This window comes from Psychromonas sp. (assembly GCF_983033635.1).
On sequence record NZ_CEZLMY010000104.1, the window covers coordinates 1 to 12,295 of the forward strand.

General features: G+C 39.9%; 11 protein-coding genes. 7 read left to right on the forward strand and 4 right to left on the reverse strand.

The features are described 5' to 3' along the window. The 5 genes from mshL to AC4GME_RS12875 form a co-directional block, all read left to right on the forward strand. The coding region (gene mshL / locus AC4GME_RS12855; RefSeq protein WP_490379525.1) for a pilus (MSHA type) biogenesis protein MshL at positions 1 to 1,576 on the forward strand (1,576 nt) is incomplete at its 5' end. Further along, complete coding sequence (locus tag AC4GME_RS12860; RefSeq protein WP_490375528.1) at positions 1,573 to 2,478, forward strand: ExeA family protein; 906 nt, start codon at positions 1,573 to 1,575, stop codon at positions 2,476 to 2,478. The genes mshL and AC4GME_RS12860, both read left to right, overlap by 4 nt. Further along, entirely contained in the window at positions 2,475 to 3,581 is a 1,107-nt protein-coding gene (locus tag AC4GME_RS12865) for a tetratricopeptide repeat protein (protein WP_490375527.1), read from the forward strand. Before AC4GME_RS12860 ends, AC4GME_RS12865 begins: the two co-directional genes overlap by 4 nt. Before the next feature lie 8 nt (positions 3,582 to 3,589). Next, entirely contained in the window at positions 3,590 to 5,434 is a 1,845-nt protein-coding gene (locus tag AC4GME_RS12870; protein ID WP_490375526.1) for a GspE/PulE family protein, read from the forward strand. After that, positions 5,434 to 6,654 (forward strand): type II secretion system F family protein, encoded by a 1,221-nt coding sequence (locus tag AC4GME_RS12875; protein WP_490375525.1) that lies wholly within the window; start codon positions 5,434 to 5,436, stop codon positions 6,652 to 6,654. Before AC4GME_RS12870 ends, AC4GME_RS12875 begins: the two co-directional genes overlap by 1 nt. A gap of 270 nt (positions 6,655 to 6,924) precedes the next feature. Here the strand turns inward: AC4GME_RS12875 and lipA are convergent, their stop codons facing one another. From lipA to AC4GME_RS12895, 4 genes are all read right to left on the reverse strand, one after another. After that, complete coding sequence (lipA, locus tag AC4GME_RS12880; RefSeq protein ID WP_490375524.1) at positions 6,925 to 7,893, reverse strand: lipoyl synthase; 969 nt, start codon at positions 7,891 to 7,893, stop codon at positions 6,925 to 6,927. Continuing rightward, positions 7,883 to 8,536, reverse strand: coding sequence for a lipoyl(octanoyl) transferase LipB (gene lipB, locus AC4GME_RS12885; protein ID WP_490375523.1), 654 nt, complete (start codon positions 8,534 to 8,536; stop codon positions 7,883 to 7,885). Before lipB ends, lipA begins: the two co-directional genes overlap by 11 nt. Positions 8,537 to 8,552: 16 nt before the next feature. Then, positions 8,553 to 8,822 carry a DUF493 family protein YbeD gene (gene ybeD / locus AC4GME_RS12890; protein ID WP_490375522.1) on the reverse strand — a complete coding sequence of 90 codons (270 nt, stop codon included), beginning with the start codon at positions 8,820 to 8,822 and terminating at the stop codon, positions 8,553 to 8,555. Between the two features lie 94 nt (positions 8,823 to 8,916). Beyond that, a complete protein-coding gene (locus AC4GME_RS12895; RefSeq protein ID WP_490375521.1) occupies positions 8,917 to 10,074 on the reverse strand; it encodes a serine hydrolase in 1,158 nt (385 codons plus the stop codon). 432 nt (positions 10,075 to 10,506) lie between these two features. On the opposite strand from AC4GME_RS12895, the gene AC4GME_RS12900 reads away from it, so the two are divergent. Both AC4GME_RS12900 and AC4GME_RS12905 read left to right on the forward strand, forming a co-directional pair. Continuing rightward, positions 10,507 to 10,845 carry a P-II family nitrogen regulator gene (locus tag AC4GME_RS12900; protein ID WP_490375520.1) on the forward strand — a complete coding sequence of 113 codons (339 nt, stop codon included), beginning with the start codon at positions 10,507 to 10,509 and terminating at the stop codon, positions 10,843 to 10,845. Positions 10,846 to 10,876: 31 nt separating this feature from the next. After that, positions 10,877 to 12,097, forward strand: coding sequence for an ammonium transporter (locus AC4GME_RS12905; RefSeq protein ID WP_490375519.1), 1,221 nt, complete (start codon positions 10,877 to 10,879; stop codon positions 12,095 to 12,097). Positions 12,098 to 12,295: the final 198 nt, after the last annotated feature.

The window sequence follows — 12,295 nt, forward strand, 5'->3', positions numbered from 1 at the left end:
AGAGCAAAAAGCGATATTACAAACAAATCTGAATAAACAGGTGGAAGAGCTGATTTTGCCTGAGGATATTGAAGCTGAGTTATATGCAGATTTATCGCAGCAATCTGAAGTGCTTGAGGTTGAAGAAAAACGTTTGAATATTTCAGCAAGAGATGTTGATGCCGCTGTCTTTTTTGCCTCTTTAATCAATGATTCTGCGTACAGTGTTGCCATTCACCCTGATGTGCAAGGTGAGATCACGCTTTCATTAAAACAGGTGACATTAGCTGAAGCGTTACGTGTTATTGAAGATATGTTTGGTTATGAAATTAAATTAAAAGGGCGTGTTTACCATATTTACCCATCAGGCATGCGTGTTGCGAGTTTCACCCTTGATTACCTGTTTATGAACCGTATGGGAGGATCGCGAACAAGTGTCTTAGCCGGGCATTTAAGCACACAGGATGAAGACGATGATTCAGATTCAGATTCTGATAGCTCAAGTTCAAGATCAAGTTCAGCTGCCACTAATGATAAAGAATTTACCGGTGAGTTCTCATCAAACAGTTTAGAGGATGGCACTGAAATAGTGACAGTGACCAGCACTAACTACTGGGCTTATTTAGAAACGAAAATAAATAAACTATTAAAAAACAAGGCGGGCCGGGATGTTATTATCAGCCCAATGTCTGGGGTGGTTACTATTCGAGCTTACCCGGATGAGATTCGCGAAGTACGAGACTTTTTAGAAAAAGAAACCGACAATTTAAATCGCCAGGTTATTTTAGAAATACAGCTTATTGAAGTGACATTAAATGATGAATACCAACAAGGCATAAGTTGGAGTGATGTCGGTGATACGATTAATAGCACCGATCTGCTATTTAACAGTGTACATAAAATAGCTGACAGCCTTATTCAAAATACGATTGGTGGTGGTGGCGCATTAACCATTACCAACGGCTCATTTAGTGCTGTGATTTCGCTGTTAGAAACACAAGGTGATGCGAATGTTTTATCCAAACCGCGTATAACAGCAATGAACAATCAAAAAGCGGTAATTAAGGTTGGTGGTGATGAGTATTTTGTAACCGATGTTTCAACAACGACGGTAACGGGTACGGCAACAACTTCTACCCCGAATGTCGAATTAACACCCTTTTTCTCGGGTATTTCCGTCGATGTGACTCCTAAAATTAATGACGATGACACAGTTTTACTACATATTCATCCTGCGATTATTGATATCGAAGAGCAGTTAAAAACCATCAGTTTTGGTGCCAGCTCTAGTGGTGATTTGACTATTCCGGTTGCGAAGAGTGACGTTCGAGAATCAGATACCGTTGTAAAAGCGCAATCAGGGGATGTGATTGTGATTGGTGGTTTAATGAAAACCATTGAAAAAGATCTGATCTCTAAAACCCCGTTATTGGGTGATATTCCCTGGTTAGGAGAACTGTTTACTAATCGAGCAAAACAGAATTTTAAAACGGAACTGATTATCTTAGTAAAACCACAGGTGATAAAACAGAATACTTGGAAACAAGAGATTCAAAAATCATCGGAATTAGTTGAAAAGTGGTACCCATCACAATGATCTATTTAAAACATTTTGGACTGGAAAAAGCGCCTTTTTCATTAACAGCGGATCCCCGTTTTTATATTGATTTTATTCCCCATAAAGAAGCGCTACAAGTGATCACTACGGCGCTTTCTTTGGGGGAGGGTATTTTAAAAATAACCGGCGAAGTCGGCACGGGGAAAACTTTGTTATGTAATAAACTGCAACAGGAGATTTCTGAGCAGTACCTGATTTGTAATATTGATAACCCTTACCTGACTGCTCATGAGTTGCGTTGTGCATTAGCTGATAAAATAGGTGTGCAAAAAGAAAATTTTGATGATCAGTTTTTATTAACAGGTTTGATTAAAACCCGTCTATTAACCCTGCTTGATCAAGGGAAAAAAGTGCTGGTATTAGTTGATGAAGCGCAGGCACTGCCTGACTCTACATTAGAAGCATTGCGACTGTTTTCTAATTTAGAAACAGAATCACAAAAGTTATTACAAGTGGTTTTATTTGCTCAACCAGAATTAGATGTGCGTCTTGCTGAAACAAAACTACGTCAATTACGCCAGCGGATCACCTTTTCTTACCAGTTACGCGCGTTATCGGAAAAAGAGATAGAGCATTATATTACGCAACGTTTAAAGCAAGCGGGTTATCGGGGGGCATTGTTATTTAACCGCAAAGTGTGTCGTAAAATAAGCCAGGCTAGCCGTGGTATCCCGCGTTTAATTAATGTCTTGTGCCACAAAATTCTGATGATAAGTTATGGGCAACAGCATTATCAAATCACCAGTAAACTGGTTCATCAGGCGATCAAAGATACAGAGGATGCTTACCCAGTGCAAAAACTCAAATATTGGTGGGTGGTATTGTGCTCATTTGTATTGTTAAACGCGGTTTTGTTATTGTGGTGGAAAGGGTTGTTATGAGTATTATCAATAAAATGCATCAAGACTTTCAGCAAGTACAACAAGAACAACCGATTTTAGCTTATATGCCGGAAAAGAAAGGTAAACAAAAGGCTCTTCTTTTGCTGCTAATCGCATTACTACTAGCTTCATCTTTAGGGCTTTCTTACCTTATTTTTACCCAGGAGCAAGCAGCCAAAGAAACTGAAATTCAAGTGATTAAATCGGGTGTTAGCCTAGTTTCTCCGGCAAAGGCGGCAACTACTGGTTTATTAGAAGAGTCTAGCGTAGAAACCGTTACAGCCCAGCCAGTTCAACAGAAAATATCTGCAACTAATGAACTCAAAACTGTGAAAGCGCAGGTTAAAGCTAAAAAACAGAAAAAAACAAGCTCTAATCAGGATAACGTGAAGGCAGCAGCAGTCGCACCTAAAGCGGTTTCTGGAAAAACAGTTTCAGCAAAGAAAACCTCTTCAAAAACGTCCTCTTCAGTAAAAAATCAGGATAATGGAAAGAAACATTTAGAGATTAAAACAGCGCAATTAAGCAAAGCACAACTTGCACAAATTCATCTTAAAGAGGCGGATAAAGCACAGGCTAAAGGTGGTTTTGAGTTGGCCGCAAAAAAAAGGCTGCAAGCACTCACTTTATTACCTAATCTAAATGATCTGCGTAAATCACTGGCACTTTATTATTACGGGCAGGGGGATGTTGATAAAGCTAGCCGTTTATTAAAAAAAGGGGCATTAGTTTCACCCGATTATCCCGACTTCAATTTAATGTTATCGCGTATAGCATTAAAAGCGGGTGATCAGCAAAAAGCTTATCTCTATCTTGAGCAACATCCGCCTAAAGTTGAAGGTAATTTAGACTATTACGTCAGTCATGCGGTATTGGCACAAAAATTCAAAAAGTATGAACAATCAGAGCAGTTGTATACAAGTTTACTTTCACAACGCCCGAATAATGGGCGCTGGAGAATGTCATTAGCAATTGCACAAGATAAGCAGGAGAAAACAGGTCTTGCGGTTAGCAGCTATAAAAACGCTTTATTACAAACCGATCTTTCATCAAAAGCAAAAGCTTATATTAATCAACGTCTAACTTATTTAGATCAAAAGTAAGGAATGCTATGAAACCGCAATTAAAAAAGCGATTAGGTGATTTACTGGTTGAAGAGCAGTTGATCAGCGAAGCTCAATTAGCCAATGCATTAAAAGAGCAGCGTCAGTTAGGTCTTAAATTAGGCGCAACTCTGATTCATTTAGGTTATATCAGTGAAGAGCAGATCTTAACTTTCTTATCTCGGCAGTTAGATATAAAAATTGTAGATCTGCTGAAAGTTAAAATTGACCATAATGCGGTGCAGTTAATTCCGGAAGTGCATGCGCGCCGTCTGCGTGCGTTAGCGATTCATGATAACGGTGAAATAATTACCTTAGTTGTTTCCGATCCTGCAGATTTACACAGCTTAGACGTTTTAGGTAGATTATTAAATGGTCGCCCCTTTGAGCTGATGATTGCGCGAGAAGATCAATTAATTGAGTCGTTTGATCGTGTATACCGCCGCACTAAAGAGATTGCCTCATTTGCCTTTAAATTAAGTGAAGAGCATGGTGAGAGCTCCGCATTTGATGCAGGCGCAAGCTTAGATATCGGTGGTGAAGGTTCTGATGCAACCGTTGCTAAACTGATCCAGTCGCTGTTTGAAGATGCGGTTCAGGTCGGGGCTTCGGATATTCATATTGAACCCGATGAAAATGTGTTACGCATAAGGCAGCGTGTTGACGGTGTTTTACAAGAAACGTTACTACCTGAAAGCGGTATCGCAAGCGCATTGGTATTACGTCTTAAATTAATGGCGAAATTAGATATTTCTGAAAAACGTATACCACAAGACGGGCGCTTTAATATCAAAATTAAAGGGCGCAGTATTGATATCCGTGTTTCTACCATGCCGATTCAAGAAGGTGAATCTATGGTAATGCGTTTACTGGATCAATCAGCAGGTGTTTTATCTTTTCAAGAGATAGGTCTTCCAGCTCATTTGCAAGAACGCTTAGAGTTACAGCTTAAGCGTCCGAATGGCATGATTCTTGTGACTGGTCCAACAGGTAGTGGTAAAACGACCACCTTATATACATCACTGAGCACCTTGAACTTACCGGGCAAAAAAATAATTACTGTAGAAGATCCCGTTGAGTACCGATTAGCACGTGTTAATCAAGTGCAGGTTAATAGTAAGATTGGTTTAGACTTTTCGACGGTATTACGTTCAGCGCTTCGTCAAGATCCCGATATTTTATTAGTGGGGGAGATGCGTGATAATGAAACTATGGAAATTGGTATACGTGGCGCATTAACGGGGCATTTAGTACTTTCAACACTACATACTAATGATGCCATCAGCAGTACCTTGCGCTTATTAGATATGGGCGCACCTGGATATCTGGTCGGCAGTGCGTTACGTGCGGTGATTGCACAACGTTTAGTGCGCCGTTTATGTGAAAATTGTAAAACTAGTGCACCTGCTGGACTTGAACAACAAGTTTTACTTGAGCAATTAAGTGATGAAAACCTGCAGCACACCCACTTTCATTCGGCACTTGGTTGCCAGCGTTGCCAATTTACAGGTTATCGTGGTCGTATCGGGGTGTTTGAGTTATTGGAAATCGATGAACAGATGGTATCGGCATTACGCTTAGATGATACCGATGGTTTCGCTATTGCAGCTAAAAAATCAAGGTATTTTAAACCACTTGCATTAGCTGCGCTGGAGTATGCAAAGCAGGGGATTACCTCATTAGAAGAGGTCTTTAAATTAGTAGATCGTTTTGAAAAAGTAAAGAAACACCATGATGAAATTGAACTGCAACTCTCAAAAACAGAAGACTCAAGCGATTCAGGCTTAACACTTGCACCTCTTGATGAGCAGAAAAGTAAAGCGCATTCCTCGCCATTAGGTTTTGTTGAATAATGCCATTATTTAAGTACATAGGACGCGATAACCAAGGTAATACCGTTAAAGGTGAGCTTGAGGCGATCTCAAAAGATTTAGCTGTTGATCTGGTAATGAGGAAAGGAGTTTTGCCGATAGAGGTAAAAGAAAAAATAGCTGGCGGGCAAGCGATTGATCTTTCCAGCATATTTGCTTCACATATCAAACTCCCTGATTTAATTGTATTTACGCGTCAAATATACTCATTAACAAAAGCGGGTATTCCCATTTTACGAGCTTTAAATGGCCTTGCAGATTCAACACACTCGAAGTTGCTGAGTGACGCTTTATACGATGTATTGGAGCGCATGCACAATGGTTATTCCCTTTCAGCCGCTATGAGCTCTCATCCCCGTGTTTTTTCTCAATTGTATGTGTCGCTGATACAAGTGGGAGAAAATACCGGTCAATTAGATCGAATCTTTCTGCAGTTATCTGAATACCTGGAGCTGGAAGTGGAAACGCGTAAACGGGTTAAAAGTGCAATGCGTTATCCGAGTTTTGTTTTAATGGCATTGGCTGTGGCAATGGTTATTTTGAATATTTATGTTATTCCAACTTTTGCCAATATGTTTGCAAAATTTCACGCGGAACTGCCTTGGACCACTCAGGTACTTCTGGCTACATCGTCCTTTTTTGTGAATTACTGGTCTTATATCTTGGCGGCTTTAATTGTAACTTTTGTTTCTATTAAAATTTGGCTTGGCTCGGAGAAAGGCGCGTATTTGTGGGATAAATGGAAGTTACGTATTCCCATTATCGGCAGTGTTATTGAACGCTCTTTATTAGCGCGTTTTTCGCGTAGTTTTGCGATGATGTTAAGTGCCGGGGTACCCTTGAATAATGCCTTATATTTGGTCGCCTATGCGGTAGATAATAATTTTTTACAAGAAAAAATGTTAGCCATGCGGGCAGGCATTGAATCGGGAGAAACGCTACTAAAAACAGCCACCTCAGCGGCTTTGTTTACCCCTTTGGTTTTACAGATGATTGCTGTAGGTGAAGAAACAGGTCAAGTTGATGAGTTACTTAATGAATCAGCTGATTTTTATGAACGGGAAGTGGATTACGAGTTGAAAAATATGACTGCTAAAATCGAGCCGATATTAATCTCAATTGTTGCTGGGATGGTATTGATTTTAGCGCTCGGTATTTTCACGCCGATGTGGGATATGATGGGCGCAATGAAAGGCCGTTAGTTTTTATTTGTTATGTGCGAATCAGCGAGTCTAGAGTGGTTACTTCGTTACCACGCAGAGCGTGGGAACGAGGAAAAGTTAAACCAACCGCTTCAAGCGAAAGCTTAAAATAATCCGCGCGGTATTTACATTACCACGCAGAGCGTGGGAACGAGGAAATGAGCGTTAGATAGAATTTATGTTTTCAAGGATGCAGCTGTGCTTAGCTACACTGATTGATATAAAAAGACCGCAATTTATGCGGTCTTTTTTATTTTACTGAGATGGGATTTATTTAACTTCTTCACCCGATGCTTGTAAGTCAGCATGGTATGAAGAGCGGACAAAAGGACCACAGGCAGCATGGTCAAAACCGATCGCCTTGGCTTTTTTACCAAGTTCATCAAACTCTGCTGGTGGCACGTAACGCTCAACGGCTAAGTGATGCGGGCTTGGTTGTAAGTATTGTCCTAAGGTGAGCATAGTGACGCCATGATTGCCTAAATCTTGAATGACTTGTTCAATCTCATCGTTCGTTTCACCTAACCCCATCATTAAACCTGATTTGGTCGGAATTTCCGGGTGCTGTTCTTTGAATTTTTTAAGCAGTTGTAGCGACCATTTGTAATCGGCTCCTGGACGCACTTGTTTGTATAGATGCGGTGCAGTTTCTAAATTGTGGTTAAACACATCAGGCAGGTCATTTTCAAAACAAGCTAATGCTTTATCCATACGTCCTTTAAAATCAGGTACTAAAATTTCAATTTTTATCGCAGGGTTTAACAGGCGGATTTCACGAATACAGTCGGCAAAATGCTGTGCACCACCATCACGCAGATCATCTCTGTCAACTGAAGTGATCACTACATATTTAAGCTGCATATCTTTGATTGTTTCAGCCAATTTTTTCGGTTCGTTTGCATCAGGAGCAAGCGGTTTTCCATGACCAACATCGCAGAAAGGGCATCGGCGAGTACAAATGTCACCTAAAATCATAAAGGTTGCGGTGCCGTGATTAAAACACTCATTAAGATTCGGACAGGATGCCTCTTCACATACTGAATGAAGTTTGTTTTTACGCAGGGCCGCTTTAATTTCATTAACCCGTGAATTATCTGCTTTAAGCTTGATTTTCATCCACGATGGTTTTTTTAAAACCTTACTTTTATCTGATGGGATCACTTTAATTGGAATATGAGAAAGTTTATCGGCATCACGCAGTTTTTCACCTGCGGTTAATTGACTTGGTTTATTGCTCATGAAAAAAACTCTCTATCTGTGAATAATTTAGTTGTTTGTTCAGTTTTTCAATTAATAACGGTGCTAATTGCTTTACTGAAAGTCCGATCCCTTCATTCTTGCATTGTGTCATTTCCAGCCCCGCATAACCACAAGGATTAATTTGTAAAAAAGGAGATAAATCCATATCAACATTTAAAGCCAGGCCATGAAAAGAGCATCCTTTACGAATTTTTAGTCCTAATGAGGCGATTTTTTTACCATTGACATAAACGCCCGGCGCCTCCTGTTTAGCAAGGGCGCTCACTTTATAATCTGCTAATAAGTTGATAATACTCTGTTCAATAATGGAAACTAACGTGCGCACATTAAAATCTTTACGGCGGATATCAATTAACAGATAAGCAATTAACTGCCCGGGCGCGTGATAGGTGATTTGTCCACCTCGATCGCTTTTTACGATAGGAATATTTGTTTGTTGTAACAGATGTTCCGCTTTACCAGCACTGCCTTGTGTAAAAACAGCCGGGTGTTCAACCAACCAGATTTCATCCACCGAACTTTCGTCACGTTGCTGTGTGAAATCACTCATTTTTTGCCACGTTTCTAAATAGGGTTGTAAACCTAAGTAACGTACATGAAGCTGTTTATCAATAGCGGTCATCTAATTTATCTACTAATCAAAGAATATAACGAACCAGCTCAAGATCATTTAATTCGGTGTAAATTGTTTCAATATGCTCTTTACTGGTGACGGTTACGGGAATGCTTAATGAATGATAAGTTCCTTTTGAGCTAGGTTTTATCTTTGGTGCATAATCGCCCGGTGCATGTCTTTGAATAACAGCGATTACATCCTGCACCATTTGGGGGTCGGCAATGCCCATCACTTTAAATGCAAAAGTGCATGGGAACTCTAAAAGCTCGTCAAATTTGGTATTTAATGCCATCTGAAACTCCAAGGGTTAGTAATGAAGGCTAAATGAAAAAGTGAGGCAAAAGCCTCACTTTATTACTTGTGGTATTTATTATATGGGGATTGAATTAAGCAAACCAACCGATAAATAATAATTTGATGTAATCAATCAAACGACTGAATAAACCGCCTTCCTCGACCGTTTCTAAAGCGATTAAGTCATAAGTGGCAATCGACTCATCATTAATGATGTAATGTACTTCACCAACTTTATCGCCTTTTTTAATTGGCGCGCGCAACTCATCTTCGATAATGAAATCTGCTTTTAAATTTTTAGCCTGCCCGCGAGGTAGTGTAATCGGCGTATTTACCGCAACACCTAAGCGGATCATCTCTTGAGAGCCCATCCAGATGCGCTCATTAGCAAGTTGATCGCCGGCGTTGTATGGGGTAATAGTTTCAAAAAAGCGGAAACCCCAGTTAAGTAATTTTTTACTTTCAACTTTACGCGACGTTTCAGATTTTGTGCCCATCACTACACTGATTAAGCGCATGCCATCTTTTGTTGCCGACGAGACAAGGCTGTAACCTGCCGCATCGGTATGACCTGTTTTTATTCCATCTACATTTAAGCTTTTATCCCATAATAGGCCGTTACGGTTATATTGAACAATACCGTTGTATTTAAATGATTTTTCACTGTAAACACGGTATTCATCAGGCACATCTGAAATTAATGCCTTTGCTAAAATTGCCATATCTTGCGCTGTGGTGTAATGCTCGTTTGAGTGTAAACCGTGGCTATTAACAAAATGAGTATTATTCATGCCTAGCTGTAGGGCCCATGAGTTCATCAAATCAGCAAACGCATCTTCACTGCCGGCAATATGCTCAGCCATTGCAACACAGGCATCATTACCTGATTGCACGATAATGCCGCGGTTAAGATCTTCAACCGTTACCTCTTTACCCACTTCGATAAACATCTTAGAAGAGTCAGGGAAGTTTTTTGACCATGCTTTCTCTGAGATTGTCACTTTGTCGGTCAGGTTTAAATTACCCGATTTGATCTCTTGGCCAATGATGTAACTGGTCATCATCTTAGTTAAGCTCGCAGGTGCCAAGGTTTTTTCACTATTATTTTCTGCAAGCACTTTTCCTGAATCAAAGTCTATTAACAAGTAACCTTTTGCTGCAATTGCGGGAGCATTGGGGATAACACGCGGAGTCGCAATAACATTAAAACTTAGAACGAAAGTGATAAGCAGTAGGCTTATTTTTTTCATGGAGTTTACCTTTGAGTTGTTATACCCAAGTGGTTTGGGCATATATGATAAAAATTGTTATGCACTATAGCAGATGCCCTATTGTTTTCTAGGGGAGCTAAAGAATTTATCAACTTAAATTGCTCTGTAAAGCGAATAACAATTAATTTAAGGGGGCAGTCATAGCCGCTTTATAAAAGTTCTATCTGTTTTCAAATTGATGGTTTGTTTCGGTGCATAAGCCGGGTAAGTTTTGCACTGATATGGTGCGTTGGGCGGTCTGTATTCTTAGTGTTTTATGTAACTCTTTGTATGTTAAGGGTTTAATTTTATGGCATGGTAATTGTAATTATATGGGTAAGTACAGAGATTAGTGCCATCAAGCAGGTATTAGTTTTGTTTTATCGGCATAGAGAATATTTGATTTTATTTTAAATATATAAGGGGATTACCATGAAAATGTTAACCGCAATAATTAAACCATTTAAGTTAGATGAAGTAAGAGAAGCGATTATGAATGCGGGGATTGCAGGTGTAACTGTTTCGGAAGTTAAAGGTTTTGGTCGTCAAAAAGGGCATACCGAGCTGTATCGCGGTGCTGAATATCAAGTTGATTTTTTGCCAAAAGTAAAATTAGAAATTGCAGTGAAAGATGAAGATGTAGATCGTTTAGTTGAAGCTATTACTACGGCTGCCAATACAGGGAAAGTCGGTGATGGAAAAATCTTTATTCAATCTCTTGAACAAGTTGTACGTATTCGTACCGGTGAGCTTGATGACGAAGCACTTTAATTTGGTTTAATGTTTGTAAAAGGGAATTATTATGGAAAACACAGTAATAGAACTTAGATTTGCGCTCGATACCTTTTATTTCTTAATATCAGGTGTCTTAGTTATGTGGATGGCAGCAGGATTTGCCATGTTAGAAGCGGGTTTAGTTCGCTCTAAAAATACTACTGAAATTTTAACCAAGAATGTGGTGCTATATGCGATTGCCTGTACCATGTTTTTATTAGTTGGTTATAACATTATGTACGTTGATAATAGCGCCGGCGGATGGTTACCTTCATTAGGTGGATTAATTGGCAGTCAAGCTGAAGGTGCGGATCACTCATTAGAGTCTGATTTTTTCTTCCAAGTGGTTTTCGTGGCAACAGCAATGTCAATTGTATCTGGTGCAGTTGCTGAGCGTATGAAACTTTGGGCATTTTTAATTTTTTCTGTGTTTTTAACCGGGTTCATCTATCCACTAGAAGGTTACTGGACTTGGGGCGGTGGTTTCCTTAGTGAAGCTGGTTTTAGTGACTTTGCAGGCTCTGGTATCGTTCATATGGCAGGCGCAGCAGCTGCACTGTCTGCGGTAATGTTACTTGGTGCACGTAGAGGTAAATACGGTAAAGATGGTTCAGTTCACCCTATTCCGGGTTCAAATATGCCGCTGGCAACATTAGGTACATTTATTTTATGGATGGGCTGGTTTGGCTTTAACGGTGGTTCGCAATTACTTCTTTCAGATGCTGAAAATGCGACGGCTGTAGGTCTTATCTTTGTCAATACCAATGCGGCGGCTGCAACAGGTGCGATTGCTGCATTAATAGTAAGCAAGCTGAAATGGGGTAAAGCGGATTTAACTATGATTTTAAATGGTGCATTAGCGGGCTTAGTGGCAATCACAGCTGATCCTCTATCTCCTACTCCACTGTTTGCAGCCGCTATTGGCGCAGTTGCAGGCGTGATTGTCGTTTACAGCATTATTACTTTTGATAAATTAAAACTGGATGATCCTGTGGGCGCATTATCAGTACATGGCGTTTGTGGTCTGTTTGGTTTACTGGTTGTTCCTCTTAGTAATGACGGCGCGTCTTTCGCTAGCCAGCTATATGGTGCAGCAGTTATCTTTGGTTTTGTATTTGCCGCTTCATGGATCGTTTGGGCTGTTATTAAAGCAACAATGGGAATTCGAGTTACTGCCGAAGAAGAAGAAACAGGTATGGACTTACATGACTGTGGCTTAGAAGCTTACCCTGAGTTTACTGCTTCTTAAGTTTACTGATTAAAACTTACCTTATTAAAAAGAGACTAAATTAAGTATTTGAGCCCCTGACTTATTACTAATTCAGGGGCTTTTTTTGTGCGTAATTATTCAGGTCGTCGCCACTTAAGTTTATTTATGAAGTACATCCGTGCACTTCATTGCTACGCAACTGGCTAAAGCCATTCAAATATGTTCCATACATATTTG